The organism is Streptomyces sp. NPDC005648 (assembly GCF_040605395.1).
Taxonomy (GTDB): domain Bacteria; phylum Actinomycetota; class Actinomycetes; order Streptomycetales; family Streptomycetaceae; genus Streptomyces.
This window is the reverse complement of record NZ_JBEXCS010000105.1, coordinates 1-22,901: the sequence shown is the minus strand read 5'-3', so window position 1 is coordinate 22,901 and position 22,901 is coordinate 1. Positions and strand designations below refer to the sequence as shown.

Annotated in this window: 21 protein-coding genes and 10 pseudogenes; 20 read left to right on the top strand and 11 right to left on the bottom strand. The window is 69.2% G+C overall.

What is annotated here, in order from left to right; translation table 11 throughout:
* Positions 1-5 precede the first annotated feature (5 nt).
* The 4 genes and pseudogenes from ABZT17_RS38485 to ABZT17_RS38470 all read right to left on the bottom strand — a co-directional run.
* A pseudogene (locus ABZT17_RS38485) lies at positions 6-110 on the bottom strand (ATP-binding protein); the annotation flags it as partial.
* Between the two features lie 105 nt (positions 111-215).
* Positions 216-2,507: a GMC family oxidoreductase gene (locus ABZT17_RS38480; RefSeq protein WP_356356270.1), complete on the bottom strand. Its 2,292-nt coding sequence runs from the start codon at positions 2,505-2,507 to the stop codon at positions 216-218.
* A 1-nt stretch (position 2,508) separates the two neighbouring features.
* Positions 2,509-3,621, bottom strand: a complete 1,113-nt coding sequence (locus tag ABZT17_RS38475) for an alpha/beta hydrolase (RefSeq protein WP_356356268.1) — start codon at positions 3,619-3,621, stop codon at positions 2,509-2,511.
* 134 nt (positions 3,622-3,755) lie between these two features.
* The gene (locus ABZT17_RS38470; RefSeq protein ID WP_356356266.1) at positions 3,756-4,133 is read right to left on the bottom strand and encodes a hypothetical protein; all 378 of its coding nucleotides are present in this window, start codon (positions 4,131-4,133) and stop codon (positions 3,756-3,758) included.
* 510 nt (positions 4,134-4,643) lie between these two features.
* Here ABZT17_RS38470 and ABZT17_RS38465 point away from each other — a divergent pair.
* The 10 genes and pseudogenes from ABZT17_RS38465 to ABZT17_RS38420 all read left to right on the top strand — a co-directional run.
* Positions 4,644-4,886, top strand: a pseudogene (locus ABZT17_RS38465) (winged helix-turn-helix domain-containing protein); the annotation flags it as partial.
* Between the two features lie 180 nt (positions 4,887-5,066).
* On the top strand, positions 5,067-5,228 hold the full coding sequence (locus ABZT17_RS38460) for a transposase (protein ID WP_356356284.1): 162 nt from the start codon (positions 5,067-5,069) through the stop codon (positions 5,226-5,228).
* 30 nt (positions 5,229-5,258) lie between these two features.
* Positions 5,259-5,504 carry a transposase gene (locus tag ABZT17_RS38455; protein ID WP_356356264.1) on the top strand — a complete coding sequence of 82 codons (246 nt, stop codon included), beginning with the start codon at positions 5,259-5,261 and terminating at the stop codon, positions 5,502-5,504.
* A gap of 435 nt (positions 5,505-5,939) precedes the next feature.
* On the top strand, positions 5,940-7,127 hold the full coding sequence (locus tag ABZT17_RS38450) for an FAD-dependent oxidoreductase (RefSeq protein WP_356356262.1): 1,188 nt from the start codon (positions 5,940-5,942) through the stop codon (positions 7,125-7,127).
* Positions 7,128-7,463: 336 nt separating this feature from the next.
* Entirely contained in the window at positions 7,464-7,835 is a 372-nt protein-coding gene (locus ABZT17_RS38445; protein ID WP_356356260.1) for a hypothetical protein, read from the top strand.
* A gap of 115 nt (positions 7,836-7,950) precedes the next feature.
* On the top strand, positions 7,951-8,847 hold the full coding sequence (locus tag ABZT17_RS38440; RefSeq protein WP_356356258.1) for an RNA polymerase sigma-70 factor: 897 nt from the start codon (positions 7,951-7,953) through the stop codon (positions 8,845-8,847).
* Positions 8,848-8,959: 112 nt separating this feature from the next.
* Entirely contained in the window at positions 8,960-9,673 is a 714-nt protein-coding gene (locus ABZT17_RS38435) for a hypothetical protein (RefSeq protein WP_356356256.1), read from the top strand.
* A gap of 160 nt (positions 9,674-9,833) precedes the next feature.
* The gene (locus ABZT17_RS38430) at positions 9,834-10,022 is read left to right on the top strand and encodes a transposase family protein (RefSeq protein ID WP_356356255.1); all 189 of its coding nucleotides are present in this window, start codon (positions 9,834-9,836) and stop codon (positions 10,020-10,022) included.
* A gap of 27 nt (positions 10,023-10,049) precedes the next feature.
* Positions 10,050-10,217: pseudogene (locus ABZT17_RS38425) on the top strand (ISL3 family transposase); the annotation flags it as partial.
* Between the two features lie 30 nt (positions 10,218-10,247).
* A pseudogene (locus ABZT17_RS38420) lies at positions 10,248-10,670 on the top strand (G1 family glutamic endopeptidase); the annotation flags it as partial.
* A gap of 148 nt (positions 10,671-10,818) precedes the next feature.
* Here the strand turns inward: ABZT17_RS38420 and ABZT17_RS38415 are convergent.
* Positions 10,819-10,976 (bottom strand): annotated as a pseudogene (locus ABZT17_RS38415) (dipeptidase); the annotation flags it as partial.
* A 481-nt stretch (positions 10,977-11,457) separates the two neighbouring features.
* Between ABZT17_RS38415 and ABZT17_RS38410 the strand changes: the two are divergent.
* Together ABZT17_RS38410 and ABZT17_RS38405 are read left to right on the top strand one after the other, a co-directional pair.
* Positions 11,458-12,015 carry a peptide deformylase gene (locus ABZT17_RS38410; RefSeq protein WP_356356253.1) on the top strand — a complete coding sequence of 186 codons (558 nt, stop codon included), beginning with the start codon at positions 11,458-11,460 and terminating at the stop codon, positions 12,013-12,015.
* Between the two features lie 227 nt (positions 12,016-12,242).
* A pseudogene (locus ABZT17_RS38405) lies at positions 12,243-12,342 on the top strand (tat (twin-arginine translocation) pathway signal sequence domain-containing protein); the annotation flags it as partial.
* A gap of 37 nt (positions 12,343-12,379) precedes the next feature.
* On the opposite strand, the gene ABZT17_RS38400 reads toward ABZT17_RS38405, so the two are convergent.
* Both ABZT17_RS38400 and ABZT17_RS38395 read right to left on the bottom strand, forming a co-directional pair.
* A complete protein-coding gene (locus tag ABZT17_RS38400) occupies positions 12,380-12,892 on the bottom strand; it encodes a GNAT family N-acetyltransferase (RefSeq protein ID WP_356356252.1) in 513 nt (170 codons plus the stop codon).
* A 191-nt stretch (positions 12,893-13,083) separates the two neighbouring features.
* Positions 13,084-13,684: pseudogene (locus ABZT17_RS38395) on the bottom strand (aldehyde dehydrogenase); the annotation flags it as partial.
* A 360-nt stretch (positions 13,685-14,044) separates the two neighbouring features.
* On the opposite strand from ABZT17_RS38395, the gene ABZT17_RS38390 reads away from it, so the two are divergent.
* From ABZT17_RS38390 to ABZT17_RS38365, 6 genes and pseudogenes are all read left to right on the top strand, one after another.
* Complete coding sequence (locus ABZT17_RS38390; RefSeq protein ID WP_356356250.1) at positions 14,045-14,896, top strand: methyltransferase domain-containing protein; 852 nt, start codon at positions 14,045-14,047, stop codon at positions 14,894-14,896.
* A pseudogene (locus ABZT17_RS38385) lies at positions 14,893-15,163 on the top strand (IS5/IS1182 family transposase); the annotation flags it as partial. The gene ABZT17_RS38390 and the pseudogene ABZT17_RS38385, both read left to right, overlap by 4 nt.
* 258 nt (positions 15,164-15,421) lie before the next feature.
* On the top strand, positions 15,422-15,832 hold the full coding sequence (locus tag ABZT17_RS38380) for a peptidase (RefSeq protein ID WP_356356248.1): 411 nt from the start codon (positions 15,422-15,424) through the stop codon (positions 15,830-15,832).
* 36 nt (positions 15,833-15,868) lie between these two features.
* A complete protein-coding gene (locus tag ABZT17_RS38375; RefSeq protein WP_356356246.1) occupies positions 15,869-16,471 on the top strand; it encodes a hypothetical protein in 603 nt (200 codons plus the stop codon).
* 191 nt (positions 16,472-16,662) lie between these two features.
* Positions 16,663-17,391 carry a response regulator transcription factor gene (locus ABZT17_RS38370; RefSeq protein ID WP_356356244.1) on the top strand — a complete coding sequence of 243 codons (729 nt, stop codon included), beginning with the start codon at positions 16,663-16,665 and terminating at the stop codon, positions 17,389-17,391.
* Positions 17,391-18,824, top strand: a complete 1,434-nt coding sequence (locus ABZT17_RS38365) for an ATP-binding protein (protein WP_356356242.1) — start codon at positions 17,391-17,393, stop codon at positions 18,822-18,824. Before ABZT17_RS38370 ends, ABZT17_RS38365 begins: the two co-directional genes overlap by 1 nt.
* A 298-nt stretch (positions 18,825-19,122) precedes the next feature.
* On the opposite strand, the gene ABZT17_RS38360 is transcribed toward ABZT17_RS38365, so the two are convergent.
* Entirely contained in the window at positions 19,123-19,731 is a 609-nt protein-coding gene (locus tag ABZT17_RS38360) for a superoxide dismutase (protein WP_356356240.1), read from the bottom strand.
* Between the two features lie 428 nt (positions 19,732-20,159).
* Between ABZT17_RS38360 and ABZT17_RS38355 the strand changes: the two are divergent.
* Positions 20,160-20,474, top strand: a pseudogene (locus ABZT17_RS38355) (kinase); the annotation flags it as partial.
* Here ABZT17_RS38355 and ABZT17_RS38350 read toward each other — a convergent pair.
* The gene (locus ABZT17_RS38350; RefSeq protein ID WP_356356239.1) at positions 20,471-20,950 is read right to left on the bottom strand and encodes a replication-relaxation family protein; all 480 of its coding nucleotides are present in this window, start codon (positions 20,948-20,950) and stop codon (positions 20,471-20,473) included. The pseudogene ABZT17_RS38355 and the gene ABZT17_RS38350 sit on opposite strands and share 4 nt — an antisense overlap.
* A 7-nt stretch (positions 20,951-20,957) precedes the next feature.
* Between ABZT17_RS38350 and ABZT17_RS38345 the strand changes: the two genes are divergently transcribed.
* Positions 20,958-21,362, top strand: a complete 405-nt coding sequence (locus tag ABZT17_RS38345) for an MBL fold metallo-hydrolase (RefSeq protein WP_356356237.1) — start codon at positions 20,958-20,960, stop codon at positions 21,360-21,362.
* 129 nt (positions 21,363-21,491) lie between these two features.
* Here ABZT17_RS38345 and ABZT17_RS38340 read toward each other — a convergent pair.
* Positions 21,492-22,400: pseudogene (locus tag ABZT17_RS38340) on the bottom strand (NAD(P)-dependent oxidoreductase); the annotation flags it as partial.
* A gap of 116 nt (positions 22,401-22,516) precedes the next feature.
* The coding region (locus tag ABZT17_RS38335; RefSeq protein WP_356356235.1) for an RNA-guided endonuclease TnpB family protein at positions 22,517-22,901 on the bottom strand (385 nt) is incomplete at its 5' end.

The following is a 22,901-nucleotide window of genomic DNA, read 5'->3' as shown; positions in this document are numbered from 1 at the left end:
ACGTGTGCGAGGCGATAGGAGTCGGTGCCGGTCTCGATGGTGTTGCCGCCGTATGTGATCCGGTCGACGATGGCCGTGCAGAGCCGGGGGTCGGTGAAGGTCTAGGTCCAGCTCTCTGTCGGCGACGATCTTGCGAATCCACCGGGCCGTTGGATTGACACATCCTCGTCCGCCTACGCCTCCTAGTTGGGAGGGGGTGGCCTGTTCGGATGTGCTCAGTGGCGCCTCAGGGCGTAGGTGTTCCAGAGTTCGCCGGCGAAGAAGCGGCCGAAGCGTGTGAGGGCCGCGGTGCCGTCCGGGCCCGTTGTACGGAACGTGGTGAGAAGGCGCGCGAGGTCGGTGGCGCCGAGATGCGCCGTCCCCGTGCCCAGGAGGGCGGCGTCGGTCCCGTCGGGTTCATGGACGTGTCCGTTCAGGACGCGGAAGGTCAGCCTGGTGGTGTCGGTCCACAGGCGGGCCGGGGCGCCGGGTGCCAGGTCCTTGCGGCCGGTGAAGGTGCGGGGGAGACCGTCGGCGTCGGTGAAGTGGAGCCGGTAGCGCATCGTGCGGCAACCGTCCGCGAACAGGCGGACGCTGCCGTGCAGGACGGGGCGGCGCCCTCCGAAGGAGGGGCTGTCGATCCAGCCGTCCGCGCGTGCCTCGTGGCTCGGTTCCTCAAGGAAGGCGTCCACGTCGTCGGCCGTGACGGTGAGCCGGAACGCGAACGGTTCGGTCCGGGACTCCTCGGCAGCGGGCGCGTAGCGTCCCCGCAGTTCCTCCGTGAACTGCAGCGAGGTGCGGCGGGGGTACGTGCGGTGCGCGACCGCCGGGGGTGCGGCGGGAGCGTGCTCCAGCAGGCGGGTGCACATACGGTCGGCCAGGGCCGCGATGGTGAGGGCCGGGTTGGGGCCCACCGGGCCGGGCATCGCCGCCCCGTCGGCGACGTACAGACCCGGGTGGCCGAAGACCTCGCCATACGGATCGCAGACCCCGGTGCCGGGGTGCCGGCCGATGGGGGCGCCGCCGAGGGGGTGCACGGTGAGGACGCGATGCCGGTGCCAGAGTGGATGGTCGGCGTATCCGCCGCCGAGCGCGCCGGCGATCTGCCGCATGATGCCGCGCGTCCGCTCGAACTGGGCCGCGCTGCCGTCCTGTACCGTCCAGGTACAGTCCAAGAGGCCGCCGCGCATGCGCAGTTCGCCGTCCGGCACGTCTCGGCCCATCGCGAGCAGCGGCAGGGACGTACCGGTGAACGCGCCGTCGCCGAGGAGCTCGGCGAACGCGCCCGAGAGGCTGGGGTCAGGGGCGTGGGAGATCCGGTCGAGAAGCCTTCCGGTGAGGAAGCGGGCCGCCCGGGAGACTCCCTGCGGTGCGTGGGCGCCTTCGACGAGCCACTCCACGAACCCCGGGTATCCGGCGTCCTGGATGTACCCTCCGCGTCCCGCGTCCGGTACTCCGTCCAGTTCGTCGGGCAGCCGGATGGAGCTGGTGATGACCGGACCGCGGCTGGGCCGCATCGGCCGGGGCGTGGTGCCTTGCCTTGCCCGGAGCACGAACGCGAGGTGGTCGCCGTTGGTCGAGAACCGGCTGCCGATCGCCGGGCTGAGGCCGGGCAGGTTCCGGCGGGAACGCAGCAGCAGCGAGACCGTGTTGTAGGTGCCGGCGGCGAGGACGAGACGGTCGCAGCTGATGGTGCGGAGCATTCGGGACTCTGTTTTCTCTTCGTCCGGTCCATGTCTGACGTAGTCGACCGCGTATCCGCCACGCGCGAGTGCCCGCACCGCGCGGACCTCGTGCCCGGTGCGCAGGTCCGCGCCGTGCCGTCGTGCCGCCGACAGATAGGTGTGGTCGAGACTGTTCTTGGCTCCGTCGTTGCAGCCGAGGTTGCACTCGCCGCACAGCCGGCAGGTACGGCGGCCGACACCGTGCAGGTTGCCCCCGTCGATGTCGGCGAGCGGCAGTCCGGGCCCGGGGTCGGCGCCCGGTTGCGGGGCGAAGCTGATCGCGAGCGGCGGCCGTTCCGCCGTCAGGCCCAGCCGTTGGGCCGCTTCACGCATCGCGTGCGCCCGAGGTGTGTCCGTGTAGCCGGGGCGGTCGAGTGGGTACGGGACCGGGCGGAGCATCCGCTCGACCTCGTCGTAGTGCGGGTCGAGTTCGGCGCGGCCGACGGGCCAGGCCTCGTAGCCGCCGCCGGGCAGCGGCTGTTCCTCGACGAACCAGCGCTCGTCCTTCCGTAGCAGCACGCTCGCGTAGATGAGCGATCCGCCGCCCAGTCCGCTGGCGACGACGGAGTCGAAGGCACGGAAGCTCCACACGTCGAACAGGCCGTGCAGGCCTGCCTTCGGGTCCCAGAACGCGCGGCCCATCTCGGCCGGGGAACGGGCGAAGCCGCCGGGTGGGTAGGCGCGTCCGCGTTCGAGCAGGACCACCTGCTGCCCGGCCGCGGCCAGCCGGTACGCGGCCACGGAGCCGCCGAATCCCGAGCCGACGATGACGGTGTGGACGTGTTCGGCGTGCGACTGCGCCATCTCATACCGCCCTTCGACGGAGGAAGTCGATGAGGTGCGGGAACACGTCCCGGTGCGCGTCCCGGCCGATGAACATGTCCACGTAGCCGTAGCGGGGGGCGACGAACAGTTCGTAGCGGTCGGGGTCGGCGGTCGCCCGCGACATCTCCTCGTGCTCCTGTACGACGGAGTCCCCGAAGACGCGGTTGTGCTCGCCGGTCAGGAACAGCACCGGCGGGCCGCCCTTGGCCGCCGCCGCGAGGTAGTCCTGCGGGAGGCGTGCGTGACGCTGCTCGGCGGCGTCGTACTTCACGGCACGACCCGCTCGTACGATTCTGTCGATGTGCCGGTGGTAGCCCAGCCCGACGGGGCCGAGCAGGTCCGCGATGCGGTCGTGGGTGACCGGGTCGAGATTTTCGTGGCTGTAGAGCGCGGGCCAGCCGGTGCCCCACATGAAACTCACCATGTGGCAGGCCGGGTTGTCGCACTCCGGGTGCGCCAGTGAAACCAGGCGGGCGAACAAGCCGCTGCGGCTGAACCAGGCCGCGTCGCCGCCGCGCGGGTCGAGCCGGGACAGCCCGAGCGCGCCCTCGATGAGCGCGGGACCGTACGCCAGCTTCCAGCGCGACCAGGCCGGTACGCGCATCAGCAGGCCGACCGCGTTGGCGACGACGCTCGTGATGTCTTGTACGGCGCCGGCGTACAGGCTCATGAGGAAGGTCATCGACCCGAGACAGTGCGCCACGACGTGCACCCGCCGGTTGCCGACATGCCGGCGCAGTTCGGCGAGCGCGGCCGGGTAGTCGTACAGGGCGATGTCGTCGAGGGTGTGTGCGTGCGGTTCCGTGTTGTACGGGAAGCGGTTGCTCATCCGCATGTCGAGCGTCCACACGTCCGTGAAACCGTTGTCGAGAAGGCAGGTCGCCAGATTCCGGTGCTCCGGCATGATGAACAGGTCGCTGGACGCGGTCAGTCCATGGACGAGGAGTACGACGTCGTCGCACTCCGCCCTGCGAAAACGGGTCAGTTGCAGACCCAGCCCGTCCTCCGTGGTGACGGGGTGGACGCTGACCTGGGCGTCGGGAACGCCCATCGTGGTGTGACGGGGGACGGTGGCGCCCTCCTGGAATGTCATGATGGTCCCCCTCGATCGAGCGACGAGTGACGGTGGCGACTGCCTCTTGCTGACGGACCCTCCGTGCTGCTGCCGAGGCGTGGGAGTCCGGTGCGGGCTCACGACACCGTCTCGCAGCCTGCCCAGGAGTCGGCTCAGCAGTAGCTCCAGGTGCCGCTGACGAAGTTCAGGTTGTCCGAGGACATCCAGCCCTTGGTTTCGGTGCCCTTGATCCGGCCGTAGAACCACAGCACGCCCGAGTCCGGGTTTGTGGCTCCGCACCACACGTAGAAAGTGGTGTCCTTGCTCACGGATTGGATGTTGGCACAGACCGAGCCGATTCCGTCCTTCAGGTTGTACGTGGCCTTCAGCTTGGTCGTCAGGCTGGAGTTGTTCTCGACGATCGTGTCCCAGCAGGTCGCGGTGGACGCCGCCTGCGCCGTTGTCGCCGCAGCGAACCCGGACATGCCCGTCAGCAGTGCGGTAGCCGCAAGCACGACTCCCGCCTTGCGGTGGATCCGACGCATTCCCATGATGACTTCCTCGTCCTGAGATCGGTGGCTGTCTTCGTTGAGTGAAAGGGGAGACGTGTTTGGAACATGACATTTCTGTCCCGGACGACGATGGGTGGCCGCCGTCGGCGGACCTTGGGCGAACGTTGAATCTGCTGGTCGAGCGTGCTGTGCCAGGGGGCGGCGCAGTGCTGCTTTCCTGCGACCGGGGCAGCATCCATGGCGCCCTCCTTCGGCGTCTTGTAGAAAGCCGAAGTAACTGGTGAGTGGCTGGAATCGGTGTATGAAGTAGCGACGATTCCGAGGGTTTCGCTTCGGCGTGACGGCGTGACGGCGTGGCTTGAGCGCGGTGAAGCGGGTCCGGCGGGACCGGGTGTGGTTCCGGGCCGCCGAGATGTTCGCGGCCGGGTTGGGGCCGCCGCAGGTGGCGCCGGCCCTGCGGGGGTCGCGGAAGTCCGTGTAGGCCTGGCACGCGGCCTGGCGTGAGGGTGGGGTGGAGGCGTTACGGTCCAAGGGGCCCTCGGGGGTGGCATCGAGGACCTGGCGGGCCTGGCGGGCCTGGCTGGCCCGGGTTCAGGGCAGGGCCCGGCCGCGCACGGCTGGAGTGCGGACCAGTGTGGGACGCCGGCGGGGATTGCGGTGCTGGTCGCCCGGCGCTTCCCGGTGCGCTTCAGCCAGCCGCAACTCTCGCTGATCCGACGGCAGATGGGCTTTTCGATGCAAGTTCCCGTGCATCGGGCCGCCGAGCGCGACGAGGCGCAGGTGCGGGTGTGGCGGGAGGAGACATGGGCGCGCGTGGAAAGAAGGCGGGGGAGCAGGACGCGTGGCTGGTGTTCGGGGGCGAGTCGGGTCAGGCGTTGCGACCACCCAAGGCCCGTACGCGGGTCTCGTATCGGAGTGTCGCCGCAGGGGAAGGTGTCGGAGAGGGGAGTGGGGAGGGTCTCGGTGGCCGGGATGGTCTGCGCGAAACCCGAGCAGCGCAGCCGCCTGATCCAAGGGATGCTGGTGCACCATTCCGGCCGCGGCGGCGAGAAGGGCGGCTTTCGGGAAGACGACGTCGCAGCTCTGCTGGACGCCGCCCACCAGCAACTCGGCGGGAACATCGTGCGGGTATAGGACGACTCCACCCAGCACAAGGACGTGTTGATGCGCGAGTTATTGGCCGCCCGCAGGCGGTGGCCGACCGTCTTCCGCCTGCCGGCCTGCGCCCCGGACCTGAACCCGGCAGACGGCGTGTGGGCGGACCTGAAGCACGACCTGGGCAACCTCGCCGCCTGCACGGTCGACGTTCTCGCCGACCTCACCCGCACCCGGCTGAAGAAGATGCAGTACTGGCCCGACCTCCTCGACGGCTTCATCGACGAGACCGGCCTCACCTGGACACCGCCATGACGTCACCCCGAAGCGAAAACCCCGGTCGCGCGCCGAACGTATTGCCCGTCGCCCGAGATGAAACTGGGCACCGCCAACAAGAATCCCCATGCTTCAGCGACGTATCCAGGCCATTTGCTCAGGTGGAGGCGGACTGTCTGGCGCGAGACGGGGCGCGCTGCGCCGTCCGAGGAACGCGTGACCGACGTGACTTGATCATGGTCGGAACCGCGACGACGTGCTTGATCCGCACGGAGATCCGCCGCCCCCGTCAGAGCTGTCTTTTGCCGTCCGAGCGGGGGAATCCGACGGACCCGGAACTGGCGACCGCAAGAAAGGAGTTACGGGAAAGCCTCAGCCGGTCCTCACCTGTGGAGTGATCTGTCTCACACGCTGTCACAGCGATCGTGTAGGCGGTGTCTTGAGGGCGTACGCCTGGAAACGAAGGAGGACACCATGGTTGAGCACACCAATGTGATCGTGATCGGTGGCGGGTACGCCGGCGTCTTGGCGGCCAATCGCCTGACGAAGCGTGACGACGTCACCGTGACTCTGATCAACCCGCGTTCGGCCTTTGTCGAGAGGGTTCGCCTGCACCAACTGGTGGGCGGGTCCCACGCGGCGCTCGTCGACTACCGGGAGATCCTGGGCGAGCGCGTCCAGTTGGTGGTCGACACCGTGGCACAGATCGACGCCCCCGGCCGCAGCGTGGCGTTGGCGAGCGGGGACACGGTCGGCTACGACTATCTGATCTACGCGGTGGGCAGTGGCAGTGCCGCCTCGCGCGTGCCCGGAGCAGCGGAGTTCGCCTACCCGATCGCCACTCTGGAGGAGGCGCAGCGGCTGCGCAGGGTCCTTGATGCCGCTGACGCGACGGCCGCAGTGGCGGTGGTGGGAGCCGGAGCGACCGGTATCGAGGTCGCCGCTGAGCTGGCGGAGGCCGGCCGCGCCGTGACCCTGGTGTGCGGCGAGGTACTCGGCCCGTATCTGCATCCGCGGGTTCGGCATTCTGTGGCCAAGCGGCTGGCGGCGCTCGGTGTGAGCGTGCTTGAAGGCCCTGACGCGAAGGTGACGGCGGTCGCGCGCGATAGCGTGAGGCTCAGTGGCGGACGCGCGCTGCCGAGCGCGGTGACCGTGTGGACGGCCGGGTTCGGCGTGCCGGACCTGGCAGCTCGCAGCGGGCTGAGCACCGACGCCCTGGGCCGCCTGCTCACGGACGAGACGCTGACGAGCGTGGACGACGTGCGCATCGTCGCGGCCGGGGATTCGGCAGCGCCGTCGGACTTCCCGCTGCGCATGAGCTGCCAGACCGCTCGCCCGCTGGGAGCGCACGCTGCCGACACGGTGCTGGCCCGGATCGCGGGCGTACAGCCTGAGGCCATCAACGTCGGCTTCTTCGGCCAGTGCATCGCCCTGGGCCGTCGCGCCGCCGCCGTGCAGATGGCCTCCAAGGACGACACCGCGAACAGGTACTCCATCGGGGGTCGCCTTGCCGCCGGGATCAAGGAGCGCGCGTGCAGGGGCGTCGTCAAGGAACTGGCGGACGAGGCCCGCAAGCCCGGCTCGTTCGCCTGGGGGTTCAAGGATGACAAGCGCCGACGGCTGCTGCAGGCCAAGCAGAGCAAGGCGCTGGTGACTCGCTGAAGGGGCAGCCTCGGCCTGGGGCACGGTGACCGGTCGGGTCGGCCCTGAACGGAACTGCATACGTGAGGCGGCGGCCTTCGCAGCCGTGCGGTCCCGGCCGCGCTGAAGGAGTTCCATGTCCTCGCACCCGGCTGACTTTGAGCCGGCGCGCGGTGGCCCGGGCGGCGGTGTCGGCGTCGGCGGAGGAGGACCGGAGCAGGATCCGGCGCAGCGCCACGGAGGGCGGCACCTGCGCCGGGGCCGGTCGGGGTTACGTTTCAATCAGACAGGCACATCCAACGGTGCGTGGCGGCATGGCACTTCGGCTGGCCGCGCGGCACTTCACGGAGGGGACGTATGAGATCGAGCTTCTGGCCGTGGTTCGGCGCATGGTTCACCGTGGGCGCGCTGGCGTCGCTCGGCGTGCTGACGGTGCTCACCGTCGGTGTCTTCCTGCTGCCCGTCGCCCTTGCGGCTGCCGTCCTGGTGGCCACCCGGCACAGTTCCTCGGCCGGGCTTCCGGGTCTGCTCTCCGGGCTCGGCGTGCCGCTGCTGTACGTGGCTTTCCTCAACCGGGGCGGCCCGGGCGACGTGTGCACGACGACCGCCAACAGCCAGTCGTGCGTGGACGAGTACAACCCCTGGTGGTGGCTGGCCGCGGGCACGGTCCTCCTGCTCGCCGGGGTTGTGATCAGCGTGGTCCGGCAGCGCGGGAGGAACCCGCAGTGAGCAGCACGGCAGGCGCGGCCGATCGAACGGCTACCAGTGAAAAGGACCATGCTGTGGAGGCGCACGCGAATGCCTTCGGCAACCGGAGTCGGCCGCGGAAGAGGGAAACCGGGATATGAGCGACCACGCCACCAACGCGGCGACGGAAACGTTCGTAGCCCACCGCAACCTGCTCTTCACCGTCGCCTACGAGATGCTCGGCTCGGCGGCCGACGCCGAAGACGTCCTGCAGGAAACGTGGCTGCGCTGGGTCAAGGTCGACTTGGAGCAGGTGCGAGATCAGCGCGCCTACCTGGTCCGGATCACGACCCGCCAGGCGCTCAACCGGCTGCGCACCATGAGCCGCCGCAAGGAGACCTATATAGGCCCCTGGCTGCCCGAGCCGCTGATCACGGCGCCGGACGCGGCCGAGAACGTCGAACTCGCCGAAAGCATGTCGATGGCGATGATGCTCCTCCTGGAGACACTGTCGCCGACGGAGCGCGCTGTCTTCGTGCTGCGCGAGGTCTTCGACCTCGACTACGACGAGATCGCGGCCGCCGTCGACAAGAGCCCCGTGGCCGTCCGCCAGATCGCGCACCGCGCCCGCCGGCACATCAACGCCCGCCGCCCCCGCTCGGTGGTCTCCGCGACCGAGACCCGGGCGGCCCTGGAATCGTTCCAGCGCGCGCTGGAAACCCGGGACCTGCAGGGGCTGCTCGACGTTCTCGCGCCCGAGGTCGTCGTCGTCAGCGACGGCGGCGGCATCAAACAGGCCGCGTTGCGTCCGATCACCGGTGCCGAGAAGGTGGTCCGCTTCCTGGCCGGCGGCCTCAGCAAGACCGATGCCACGATCACCCTCGGCCCGACCGTGGTCAACGGCAACCCAGGATTCGTCTTCCGTCTGGACGGCGAGATCGACGGCGTCCTGGCCGCCCGCGTCGAAGACGCCCGCATCACCGGCCTCTACTACGTCCGCAACCCGCAGAAGCTGACCCGCATCGACTCCGAGACCCCGCTCACCTTGCGATGAAGAGAGGGCGAGCGGGCGGTTCCTGCTCACATCCGTTGTGCCTCGGAGCCCTTGCGCCTCACCCGCACCGTGGGGTGGAGCGAGCCGACTGCGTTGGGAGATGATCCCGTGCGTGGCTGAAGAGGCAGGAAATGATGCGGATGACGCTTGTGCCTGGGCTGAGCGACTGGGTTGGGCGTTCGGGCTCATCGCGGAGGATCCGGCTGTGAGAGGTGCAGCGCTCGTCCATCTGGCGGAGGCCCAGAGGAAGGTCACGGACGCGCTCGACTGGTCCAACGAGATGTGGCTGCTGACGCGGCCCCTGGGAGCGGAAGAGCAGTACCGGGAGCCGGCCTTTCGGCAGGCACTCCAGAGGCATTGGCAAGCCCAGAGGCGTTCGCTGCCTGACGGGGTGTGGGGCGGTCCTGTGGGCAGGGATCTGGCGACGTGGCCGGGGCTGCCCTATGTGTTGCTCTTCCTGGAGTGGGAGGCGAGGTACCCGCTGGAGTGGACGCAGCATGCGAAGGCGTGGGGTACGAAGGAGACGCTGATCCGTAAGGTGGCCCGTGCTCCCCAGGAGGAGGCGATCAGGGCGAAGCTCACCGACCTGGTCGAGATCGTCGTCCAGCGGGCGTATCGCTGCAAGGATCGTGAATACGTGCGGGTTGCCAGGGCTGTCGACAGTGCTGATCTTCGGGGCAGGCTCGATCGGGCAGCTGATTCGGACAGTCCGTGGGCCCGGTGCCATGCCGGGTATGTGCTCTGGCTCCTTGATCGCCCTGACTTGCCGAACAGCCGTCGTGTCTGGCAGACCTGGGTGGCAGGTGAGGCTGCGGCGTTGGGGTGACTGGGGGGCGATGCAGGGAAGGTTCCCGTGATCATGGGGTGCTTTGCGCCCCGTGACCTGTCTGGAAGACCGTGCCTGCCGACGCATCATCCCTGATTCCGCCCGCCCTTGACCGACTTCGCGAGCAGTCCGACGTCGGGCCCGGGGGGTGCTCGGCCTGGTGGAGCGGCTGGCTCAGGTGCCGGATCCGCGCGATCCGCGCGGCGTGCGCCATGCCCTGCCTGTCGTGCTCACGCTGACCGCGTGCGCGGTGCTGACCGGCGCGACCTCGCTGCTGGCGGTCGGCGAGTGGATCGCGGATGCGCCGCCTGCGATGTGCCGGTTTGGTGTCGGTGGTTGGTGTCAGTGACGGCATGTCAGGTCGGGGTGTTTTTTCGCGGACGCCGAGCGCAGCCACATCTCCCCGCGCAGGCTCGCCCGGATGGTGCTCACCCGGCCCGACAACCTCAAAGCCGAACAACACGAACTCCTGGCCAAGCTCACCGCCGCCTGCCTCGGAATGTCCCAACTAGCCACCAGAGTCCAGGACTTCGCCCCGCTTCTCACGGACGTCACCTGCGCCTCCGGCAGCCAGTACTCCAGCGTCTGGGTGGGCTTGGGCGGATACAACAGCAGCACGGTCGAGCAGATCGGCACCGAGGCCGACTGCTCGAACGGCACCCCGGTGTACTACGCCTGGTACCAGTTCTACCCGGATCAGCGGCACACCTTCAGCGAACCCGTCCACCCTGGCGACGAGCTGATCGCCTTCTCGGCCTACAACGCCGTCCAAAAGAACTACAACATGGGGATCTTGGACTACACGGGGTTCTGGAGGGAGCTCCCCGTCGGCGCGGCCTCGACCCCGCCGCCCAGTTCCGCCGAGGTCATCGTGGGGCTGCCCCCTTGTGACAGCGGCTGCATCCCGCCGCTGGCGAACTTCGGCACCGTCTCCATCACTGAGCCCTGGTCAACGCCGCCCCGCTTGGCAACGCCAACCCGGTGCAGATCATCATGACCACCGGCACGAGGGGCCAGAAGAAGGACACCGTCAGCGCGCTGAGCACCAGTGTCACCGGCAGCGATTTCAGCGCCACCTGGGCCAGCGCCGGCTAGGCCAGACCCCGCTGACGTCATGAGACCCCCAGTGACCCGAGCCACCCGGTTCAGTTGGCCGCGTCGTTGTAGAGGAACAGTGCCTTCGCGACCGACAGCCGCTCCAGTTCCTGGGGGAGACCAGGATCTCCGCGTGCGAGTACGGCGACGCGAGGGTGCCGCACGGCGGGATAGCCCTGCCCTGGCCCGCGTACCGCATCTCCTGGCCCGACCGCCGTTTCCTCGGGCATCACCGTCCGCATCTGGTCGGCCAGACCGGCTGGGTTCCGGGGCGGCCGGGCACGGCGCCCGGCAGGAGAAGGCGGCGGTCGGCCCTGTGGAGGCGGCGATGCGTGGAGTTGCTTCCCGCTCTCCCCGGGTGAGTCCGTGTGGATCGAGTACGCCTACACCGTCGGCGACGACAGGCGGGGCAACTGGTTCCAGCGGGCCGTACGCCTGCCCACCGAAGAGTTCGAAGTCCAACTTGTCTTCCCCGCTGTGCTCGACCCGGTCGTGTGGGGCACCGAGACGTCCATGACCGCCGAAGCGTCTCCGCCGCGGACCCCGCCTGTCCGCAGCGACGACGGTGAGCTACGGCCATTCACGTGGATCACCACCACACCCGCCCTGCACGCTCGGTACCGTCTGGGATGCCGGTTTCGGGCACGGTCCGAACGCAACATGAATCAAGGGGAGTTCAGGTGATTGACGTGCGGCCCAGTCAGCAGATGCGAGACCTCGGCGTCGTCCAGCATGGCGCCGGCATCCTCGCCGAAGCGGCCCGGGCCTTCGGCCTGCACGCAGAACGCGACGAGGCCGAGCGCACCACGGACGAGTTGTTCGCCGCCATGGAGCGGATCGGCCAGGTCCACCCCTTTGCCAAGGGCATGGGCATCGCGGCCCCGCAGATCGGCATCGCGCGTGCCGCCGCCGTCGTCCAGCCACCCGGCGACGCGCCGGCCACCATCCTGCTCAACCCACGGGTCATCGACTGCTCCGAGGAGATGGATGAGCAGTACGAGGGCTGCTTGAGTTTCTTCGACGTCCGGGGCCTCGTCCCCCGGCCCCTGAAGATCACCGTTGAGACCACGGCCCTGACCGGCGAGACCGTGATCACCGTGTACGAACGCGGCCTTGCCCGCCTCATCCACCACGAGATCGACCACCTCGACGGCCTGCTGTACACCGCCCGCATGCGAAGCGGCGTCGATCCGATCCCGGTGGAGGAGTACCGGCAGGCCGGCCGGGCCTGGGCGTACGAGCAGTAGGAGTCAGCTGCGGATAGGGGGAGAGAAACGGGCGGTTCGGCAGCCATCCGGGGTTGGACATCATCCACCACCCCAGCCACTTGAGCATGACATGCCTCACTCTGTTGCCGTTCTTGTCGTCGTGAAACGAGACACTGCCCGTGACGCCAGCGCGACACGATGCCGAGCGCAGTTGGTCCCCTAAAGCGACACGACCTGCATGGGACACAGTCCCTGCGGCGACAACCGGGTGGAAGCACCACGACCTGGGCCAGGAAGGCGCCGCCCAGCGCAACTACACAGGTCGGCTGTCAGCTCGCCTGCGAAGCCGACCCGTGCGGTCACGCCGTTTAAGAGGGCTTGGAAAGCCTCTGGTGAGGGCGCGTTATGCCGGATGCCCGGGGTGACGGCGGGCGAGCCCGAGCGGAAGGAGGAAGTAGCAGCCCTCGTGGTCGTCGTCGCGCACGACCGGGTGAACCGCGAAGCCCAGCCGGAGCTTGAGCCGGTGATTTCCGGTGTTCTGACCAGCGCTGTGTGACCTGACCTGGTGGCAGCCTTTCGCGCCTGCTGTCTCGATGACCGCGCGCTGCAAGGCCGTACCCACGCCTCGCCGGCGCCATCCCTCTTGCACGCCGAAGGCAAGGATCTTCGCTTCTGTCGCGGTGTGCCCGTCGACGGTGACCGGTGGGCAGCCCGCGTCGGGGCCTATGGGCTGTACTACGTAACGGCAGAATCCGACGGGCGGACCGTTCTGCGGTACGGCGGCGAGCAGATGTGAACTCAGATGGAAACCGGCGGAGAACCGGACCCAGTCGCTCTGCCTGAGCTCTTCGATCAACGGCCACACCGGATCGTCCTCAAGACCGCCGACGCGGACTTCTGCGACCTCAATTTCCATGCCCGGGACGTTAGTGACAAGCCACCGCGGGAGCCAACGGTTTTACAGCGTCACGTCGCCTCCGCGGTGACGCTCCGCCGCCGTGTGGGCGGCTGGCGACGCAGGAACTCGATGAGGGCGAGGACGCCGGATCGCCACCCGTCCCCCGGACCGGTCCAAGGGAAACAGATGGCACGGCGGCTCCGAGTCTCTCACCGGATATGGCCGTTCCCGTGCCCGATGGAATGCAGGACCACTTGGGTCCAGCCCTCGTCAGGGTGTCGAATTGCTCGTAGCCGATGGGGGCCTTGTCCAGGCTGAGCTCCCGGGAGACGACGAAACTCGGCTTGGCCTTCCCGCCGGCGATCAGTTCCCGCAGCGCCCGGTTGTACTGCTTGACCGGCGCCTGCCCGGTTCCCATGCGCTGGCCTTTGAACCACATCATGCCGAAGTCGATCGGAGCTTTGCCCTGAGCTTCCCACTCTCCCTGGGCCTCAGCGCCGCCTGGGTCGTGGGGCAGGAACACGCCCACCACGCCGATGTCGCCCGTGAACCTGACCGAGTCGATCAGTGGGTTGAGCGTGAGGCTGGCGTCTGCGTGTCCCTGGGGGGCGTGTGCCTGGTAGCGACGCGTTCGCAGCCGTTGGCGGCGCCCGGACCGAGGGTGGCCTCCTTGACGACCTCCGCCGGGTTCTGCTCGGCGGTGTGGATCGGGATGGCCCCGATCTCCTCCGCCTTGCGCAGCCGGTCGGGTCGGTGGTCGGCTGTCCAGACTCGCCCGGCGCCCTTGAGGAGGGCGGAATAGGTCGCCATCCGCCGCCGCGGTCGACCGCCCGCGGATGACTGGACAGCAGGAGTCTCGCCGCTGGCATCGGGGAGCGGTCGTGTACAGCATGACCTGGGACTTGGCCGCCTTTCTAAGTCGTGTCTCCCAACTCCGTTGGGGAATCAGGGGCTTCGACGATGCTCGTAGAATCATGACGTGGCATTCATGAGCACCCCGCACTGCTGCTTCCTGTGATCGGAAGGCGCTGAGGGCGATGCCGGACGGCGTCGCCCTCCTTGGTGTGCCTGCTGCGTGAACCACGCTCCCGACGCTGCCCGTTCCTTTCTGAGGCAGTGAGCGCGCGTGCAGGCAGGGTCTCTTTCCTTCACTCTTGCCAGGAGTACCTCGTGCCTGTGTCGCTTCCCCCTGCCCTCGAACTGTCCCTCGACCTGCTGTGCTGCCCGACGTGCGGCACGCGCCACCTGCAGCCCGACCGCGGTGCACTGCGCTGCCCGGTGGGCCATACTTTCGACATCGCCCGCCACGGGTACGCCAGCCTGCTGACGGGCACCCGCGCCACCAGCGGCGACGATGCAGCCATGGTCCAGGCCCGGGACCGATTCCTGTCCACCGGCGCCTACGCGCCCATCCGCAATGTCGGGGCCCGTCTGGCGGCGTGCGCCGTGTCTGAGCAGGCCACGGTTGTGGACGTGGGATGCGGCACGGGCTACTACCTGGCCGGCGCACTCGACCAGCTGCCCGGCGCCCACGGTCTGGGTCTGGACACGTCGGTGCGCGCGCTGCGCTCGGCAGCCCGTGCCCACGACCGAGCCGCCGCGGTGGCCTGGGACGTCTTCCGTCCCTTCCCGCTGGCCGACGGGGTGGCCGATGTCGTGCTGAACGTGTTCGCCCCGCGCAACCCGGCCGAGTTCCACCGCGTGCTGCGCCCGACCGGCCGCTTGATCGTGATCCGTCCCACCGTGCGGCACCTGGCCGAACTGCGCGGCCGGTTGCCTGCGATGGTCGCGATCGACCCGGCCAAGGAACAGCGCCTACACCGGGCGCTGGACCCTTTCTTCGAGCCCGCCGTCACCGAACGGGCGGAGTACCCCGCGACCCTGACCAGGTTGGATGCCCTGGACCTGGTAGCGATGACGCCGAGCGCACGCCATCTGAGCCGTGCAGACCTGAACGATGACGGCTTCCTGCCCGATCAGGTCACCGTCTCCGTGCTGGCCACCGCCTACCACCCTCGGTGACCACGAGCAGTCGCATGCGTCTGCTGACCGACGAGCAGTGCTCATGCCTGGCGCCCTGCCTTCCCCGCGATGAGGGGAAGACAGGGCGTCCGTTCGCCGATCACCGTCGCATCACCGAAGGGATCATCTACCACCTGGGACACGGTTCTGGCGCAACTGCCCGCCCAGGCGCACTCGATCGACGGAATCGACTGGACGGTCTCCGTCGACTCGATAATCAACCGGGCCCACCAGCACGCCACGAACACGACCCGGCCGGAGAAGGACACCGGCGCTGCCACCTGCCGCAGCACGAGCGAAGCTCCGCGGGGGCCTGACAACCGAAATCCATCACGCCGTAGTTGTCCGCCTCGGCGGGACAGCGTCCTGTGGCCAAAGGTTGGTGTTCTGCTGGTCTGCCTCTCTCAGTTTGCTGGTCTGCCTTTCAACAGCGGGTTTCTAGGGTCGTTGTCGTCCCCCCCCCGGAGATCCGGTCCCACGGTTCTCCGAACTCGCAAGTGATTCACAGTGTTTGGAGACACCCTGATGCGTGTTCTGCCCCGTCGTGCCCTGCTCGCCGCTCCGGTCGCCGTGCTGGCGTTCGCCCTGGTCGCCTGCGGCGGATCCGACTCCAGCTCCGACAGCTCCAAGGCCGCGGACACCCAGCAGGAGGCCCAGAGTGCGGGGGGCACCGAGGCGGCGGACCAGGCCGGCGGCGACGCCGACGACAAGAAGGAGCCGCCGCTGACCGGTGAGATCAAGACGAAGGCGGAGGCCGCGGCGCTGGCCGCGTACCCGGGGACGGTCGTGAAGTCCGAGGAGGACGCGGAGAAGCCGGGCATGTACGCGGTGGAGGTGAAGCAGGCGGACGGCACCTCGATCGAGGTGTACCTGGACACGTCCTTCAAGGTCACCGACACCAAGAAGGAAGGCACCGAGGAGGCCGACGCCAGCTGACGGCCGGGGCCTGATCCGCTGGAAGGGAGAGATCCGATGCCGCCCGGGCCCGAGCAGACCTCCTCTTCGCCCACGGATGCCGAACAGACGGCGATCCTGGCTGCGGTACCCGGCGCCCCGACGCCGGGCGGCTACGGCGACCGCTTCGCGGAGGACGCCTTCGACTACCCCTCGTCGAGTACGCACTCCTGGTCCGCCGGCCCAGCCGCGACGGGTGTCGGTGAACCGGCCGGTCAGCCGCAGGTGCCTGCCAGGCAACGCGGACCCCAGGGAAGGGCAGTACGGAACGCAGACGGCTGGCGACAAGCGGCCGTCCGGCACCGCTCCGTACTGACGGCCGCTGGCGCGCTCGTGGTCCTGGGCGGTTTCGGGTTCGCTCTGTCCGCGGTCAGCGACACGGTCACTTCCCCACCCACCCCGGGCACCACTGCCCAGGTCTCCGTGCCCAAGCCGCCGACCACGCAGCGGGCCGTGCCGGCCGCACCGACGACGACCGAGTCTTCTGGCAACGTCGCGAGCCCGGCTGCTACCCCCACGCAGACGAGCGTGCCCTCGGGCACCGGCCAGGACCGGGGCCGCGGGGAGGAACACAGGCGGGAGGACCAGGAACGCGAGGACGGCGGCGACGCCGACGGCTGACTCCCCAGCCGGCGCCCGCAGGCGTCCGCCCGCCGGCGTCCGGCCACCGCCGTCCGGCCACCGCCGTCCTTCCGTCCCCGTCGGCCGGACGGCACCTGCTTGTCCACCTTCGCCCTGTACGTCTTACCGGTCTCAGGCGGCTTCCCGTGAACCCTCCAAATCCCCTGGCGCAGCTGTGCGAGCCTGGCGGCATGCGGCTGCTGCTCATCGAAGACGACAACCGAATCGCCGGCCCCCTCACCGAGGGTCTGGGACGCTACGGCTTCACCGTGGACCACGTCCGCACCGGCGCCGCCGGTCTCGCGGACCCCACCACCGCACCGGACCTGGTCCTGCTGGATCTCGGCCTGCCTGACATGGACGGTCTGGACGTCTGCCGTAGTCTGCGCGCCCGCTCCGCCGTCCCCATCATCATGATCACCGCGCGGGGCGAGGAAGCCGACCGCATCGTCGGTCTCGAACTCGGCGCGGACGACTACCTCGCCAAGCCCTTCGGTGTGCGCGAGCTGATCGCCCGCATCCGCGCGGTCATCCGCCGTTCCGGAGCGCCCGCGTACACACCAGCCGAGCACACGCGAATACCAGAAGCACGTCAACCCGCCTCCGGCGCCGAGACATTGGGCTCGCTGACCGTCAACCGCCGCACCCGCGAGGTGCACCTCGATGGCCGGCATGTCGCCCTGACCCCGCGGGAGTTCGACCTGCTCGCCTTCCTCGCGGAGGATCCCGGGACGGTGTACTCCCGGCAGCAGATCATGGACACGGTGTGGGACCCGCACTTCTTCGGCCCCACCAAGACCCTCGACGCCCACGTCGCTGCCCTGCGCCGCAAGCTCGGTGACCCGGGCTGGATCACCACCGCCCGCGGCGTCGGCTTCCGCCTCACCGTCCCCGGCGACCCCACCGGGGAGGCGGTCTGATGACTCGGCGCCTGATGCTGAGCTACCTCGCCCTGGCCTTGCTGGTGCTGGCCGGCCTGGGGATCCCGCTCGGCTTCATCTACGCCCGTGGCGAGACCTCCCGGGCTTCCCAGAGCGTGGAACGCGACGCGTCCATGCTCGCCGAGGTCACCGAGGAGAACATCGAAAAAGGCCAGCTCGACGCGCTGCCCGACGTCGTCGGCGACTACGCCACCCGCACCGGCGGCCACGTCATCGTCACCGACAAACGAGGCATCGTCCTGGCCGACTCCGACCCGGCCGCCCGCACCGGCATCAGCCTCGCCGCCCAGCCGGACATCGCCCGCGCGCTGCGCAACCTCCCAACCGTCACCACCACGACCGACGGCGCCGGCCGCGACGTCCTGTCCGCGACCATGCCCGGCGCCTCTGGCACCCTCATCCGCGGCACCCTGCGCCTGACCTACCCCCTGGACCAGGTCAGCACCCGTGTCCACCGCATCTGGGGCGCCCTCGCCCTGGCCGGCGCCTGCATCCTCGCCGCCGTCGCCCTGGTCGCCTTCAGCCTGGCCCGCTGGATCACCCGTCCCCTGCGCACCCTGGAGGCCGCGACCACCCAGCTCGCCGAAGGACAGTTCACTCACCCGCCCGACGCCACCACCGGACCGCCCGAACTGCGCCGCCTCGCCGCGTCCTTCACCCGCACCGACACCCGGCTCCAGCACCTGCTCGAGGCCCAGCAGGCGTTCGCCTCGGAAGCCTCCCACCAGCTGAAAACCCCGCTCACCGGGCTGCGGCTGCGGCTGGAGAATTTCGAGCCCTACCTCGACCCGCGAGCGCACGGCAGTCTGGAGGAAGCCGTCGGCGAGGTCGAACGCCTCGGCCGCATGGTCCAGGGCCTGCTCGCCCTGGCCCGCCTGGAGAACACCGCCACCACCCCCGAACCCGTCGACCTCGACATCGTCGTCACCGAACGGGCGGCGATGTGGGAGCCGCTGGCAGCCGAGCAGTACGTCGCCCTCGACATCACCGGCCCACCCGTCGGCCAGGTGTGGGCGATCCCCGGCGCACTGGAGCAGATCATCGACAACCTCCTCGCCAACGCCCTGCGCGTCTCCCCTCCCAGCACCACCATCACCCTGCACCGCGTTCCCGGCGCCGAACTCCACATCGTCGACCAAGGGCCGGGCATGAGCGACGCCGACCGCGAGCGGGCCTTCGACCGGTTCTGGCGCTCCTCCGACTCCCACCACGACGGCACCGGCCTCGGCCTGCCCATCGTCCGCCACCTCGTCGACGCCTCCGGCGGCACCATCGCCCTCCGCACCGCACCCGGCACCGGCCTCGACGCCCACATCCAACTGCAGCCCGTCACCCCGCGGACCCGCGGGCCACACCCCGGTGAGGAGAACTTCGCCTTCAGCCGCCGAGCACAGACAGCAGGCCGGCGGTAAGGCCTCCATGCAGAGCCGCAGATGAAGTGGGCGCTTCAGCGGGCGGAGGGGATCGCCGCGTTCGGGAGGGGTGAGCTGCACGTGTCGGGGATACCGACGCGGCGGCTCCGTCGCCAGCCGCGTCGTCTTCCCGGTCACCGGCGAACAGGCCGAGGAACTGGCCGCCACTACCGCGCCCGCCCTGCGCGCTAGACCGCCTGACCAGCGCCGCAGCAGGACCTGGCGGACAGCCCGCCGCGCTGGCGGGCCGGGAGGCCGTGGTGGCTTCCCGGCCCGCCCGTTGATGCTGTGATGCCGGTCAGGCGCCGGTTGCCTCGGTGTAGCGGGCGGTGACGTCTTCCCAGTTGACCAGGTCCCACAGCTTGGTGACGTAGTCGGGGCGGACGTTCTTGTACTGCAGGTAGTAGGCGTGCTCCCAGGCGTCGAAGACCAGCAGCGGGGTGGTGCCCTGGCCGACGTTGCCGTGGTGGTCGTAGACCTGCTCCACGATCAGGCGCTTGCCCAGGGGCTCCCAGGCAAGCACTCCCCAGCCGGAGCCCTGGACGGACGCGGTCGCGACGGTGAGCTGCTTCCTGAACTGCTCGAAGCCGCCGAAGTGTTCGTCGATAGCGTCGGCGAGGGCGCCGTCGGGGCGATCGCCGCCGTCGGGGGAGAGGTTCTGCCAGAAGATCGAGTGCAGGACGTGGCCGGAGAGGTTGAAGGCGAAGGTTTTCTCCAGGCCGACCAGGCCGGTGGGGGTGATCTGGTCCTTCTCGCGGACCTCGGCGAGCTGTTCGAGGGTGTCGTTGGCGCCCTTGACGTAGGCGGCGTGGTGTTTGGCGTGGTGCAGCTCCAGGATCTGCCCGGTGATGGCCGGCTCCAGCGCGGCGTAGTCGTAGGGCAGATCGGGAAGCGCGTACGTGCTCATCAGGCACGTCCCCTTTCCGGGTGAGTGATCGTCCGGGGACAGCCTACGCCTCTATTGCAAGTGACTTGCAACAACTAGAAACATGCAGCAATATGATCTGTGGCGGGGTCGGCCCGTCAGTCTTCGGTGACAGAGCGCCTTCCGTCCGTCGGCGCATCCTTCCCGCAGAGTGATCGTCTTCTCATCCGGCGCCCGCCGGTCCCGGCCGGCCCCGCCCCGGCATGCGCGCCCGAGCCCTTCCGCCGTCAGTAGATCCCGTTCTTCCCGTGCGTACCCCGCGGCGGACCGCAAACAGGCAAGTTGCGCGGATGCGCTGAGATACCCCCTCGCGTACGCGAGGGGAAAGTCACCCGTCGGGGCTTCGGCGGCGACGCCCACCCGGAACACCCACAGCGCTGTCACCTGCCGTCGATAACCTGACCACCGTGATGGTGGGCACCGAAGAAACCCGACTGGTCGTGCTGCGCGGCAACAGCGCCTCAGGGAAGTCGTCCGTCGCGGACGGCCTGCGCGAGCGGTTCGGCCGCGACCTGGCCCTGGTCGGCCAGGACAACCTCCGCCGCATCATGCTCCGCGAGCGGGACCGGCCCGGCGCCGCGAACATCGGCCTGATCGACCTGACCGCCCGCTACGCCCTGGACGCCGGATTCCACGTCGTCGTCGAAGGCATCCTCTACGCCGACCGCTACGGCGACATGCTCACCGAACTGCGCGCGGACCACCGCGGCCCGACCCACGGCTACAGGTCGGCCAGCGGTGCCGCGAGGACGGGGATCTCGTACGGGAAGCGGGCCAGCAGCCCAACCGCCGCGTGCAGGGCGCTGATCCGATTCTCGGCGTCGGCCGGGCCGGTGCCGTCCAGGACGAACAAGACGCGGGGGAAGAGCGGGTAGCGCCACCGCCACTCCTCAACCGCCGGCTCCTGGACGGTCGGCCGGCGCACCGGGATCACGGGCACATAGCGTGGAAGGCGCTCGTACGCGCTGAGCTTGGAGGCGCGTTCGGGGCCCATGGTGGCCCGGTCGACTTCCACGAACGCTCGCAGCATCGACCCGTTGTCGCCGTCGACGGGGCCGCGCCGGTAGTACAGGAGCGCGTCGGGGATGACGGCCTCGCCGCTCCCGATCGGGTGGTGGACCTCGGGGATCCAGTCCAGCGGCCGGCACACATCGCCGCGGCGGCGGGCATCCTCGAGGAAGACGAGCGCGGTCTCGGTCACCGTCAGCGTGTGCCGACCGGGTCCTGGTCACCGTGCTCCACCCCTTCTGGAGGCTGACGGTACGACGGTCCTCTTCGGCGCCGACACCCGCCGCATACCCGAGTTCGACGAGATTGCCCAACGCTTCCCCGACATCGGCCTGGCCCTGATGCCGATCAACGGGCTCACCTCCCGTCCGCAGGGCAGCCGCCAAGAGGTCATGGACGCAGCTCAGGCCGCAGAACTCACCGCCCTGTTGCGCCCCACGCTGGCGGTCCCGATCCACTACGCCCCCACGTCCGGCGCGATCGGCGACCGGATCCTCGTGAAGCTCGACCGCAACCATCCCAAGCACTACAAGGACGCTGTTGGCGATCTGGCTCCCGACACCGGCGTGCACATCCTGCCCACCGGACAGGTACTCACGCTGTGACCCGTGCCCAGTCAGCACACGAGCGGAACTGTCCAAGCCTTGATCAAAGAAGTGGAGAGTTCTGCTGACCTGCAACGATGAGACTTGCCGAGGGTCCTGTCAGCTGCAAGGAAAGAAGTATGGGGCCGGTCAGGGGCGCAGCAGGATACCGGCGGCCTCCTCCAGGAGGGCTACGGCCAGGAGTTCGCCATCCACAGGTCCGAAGCGTTCCAGGGCCAGCCGGTGGATGCGCAGCACTGTGTCGGCCATCTCGTGTGGGGTGCCGAGGTCTCGGGCTTCACCGGTGATGACTGCGAGCTGGTCGTGGATGCGGTCGAGGCCGTAGGAGCGAAGGTAGTCCCCGGCGTACAGGGCCGGCAGGTCCCGGCGGATGAAGTCGCTGCCCGCCGCGCTGTCGGCCAGCGTGTCGTGCAGGGCGGTGAGGTCGATGCCTGCTCGGCGTCCGAGGAGCAGGGCCTCGGCGGTTGCCGTGGCCTGTCCGAACCAGAGAAGGTTGATGAGGAGTTTCGTCGTGTAGCCGGTTCCCGGGCCGCCCATGTGGCGGATCCGGTCCGGTGTGGCCACTGCCTCCAGCAGCGGCCTGCACCGGTCGAGGACTTCAGCGGAACCGCCCACGAACAGCCGCAGGCGCCCGTGTTCGGCGTCCCGCGGAGTGCCGCCTACGGGTGCTTCGAGGGCGTCGACGCCGTGGGCGCCGGCTCGTGCCCGCAACTCCCGCGCGGTTGCGGGGGCGTTGCTCGTCATGTCGATCCACACCGCCCCGGGGGCCAGGGCGGCGAACACGGCATCCGGAAGAGCGGCCGCGGCCTCATCGGGGCCGGGAACCACGGTGACCAGTACAGCCGCCCCGGCTGCGGCGGTCGTGACGGAGGGCGCCCAATGGGCGCCCAATGAGCGCACCGCTTCTTCCCGTTCGGGACGCAGATCGGAAACGGTCACCGTGTGGCCCGCCGAAACGAAGCGTCCACACACTGGTGTCCCCATTCGGCCGGCACCGACGAGGGCTATGCGCGAGGGCACTGAATCACCGCCATGGCAGTCGTTGCGTCTGTTGTTTCCTTCCGGCGCACCCGGAAGACCGCCGCCGCCCGGTCACCTGGAGACACTATGGATCACCCGGAGCACTGCGGTCATCCTTTGACTTCTTCCCCCGCCTATCGGCGGGGGATTCCAGCGGTCGCCCGCTGGGGTTCCTGCTTCACCGACAACTGCCCCGTCCGGGAGAACTCCCGTTGAGGTCTTACACCGTCTCCACAGGCAGACGCCGCCAGCCCGGCGGCCAGGATGTTGCGTGCCGCGTTCACGTCCCGGTCATGCACCACGCCGCAGTGCTCGCACGTCCACGCGCGGACGTTCAGCGCCAGCTTCGCCGCGACCGTGCCGCAGCTTCCGCACAGCTTGGAGCTGGGGAAGAAGCGGTCGATCACGACGAGGTCGCGCCCGTACCAGGCGCACTTGTACTCCAGCATCATGCGCAGGTCCGTCCAGGCCGCATCCGAGATGGCGCGCGCCAGGCGCCCGTTCTTCAGCAGGTTGCGG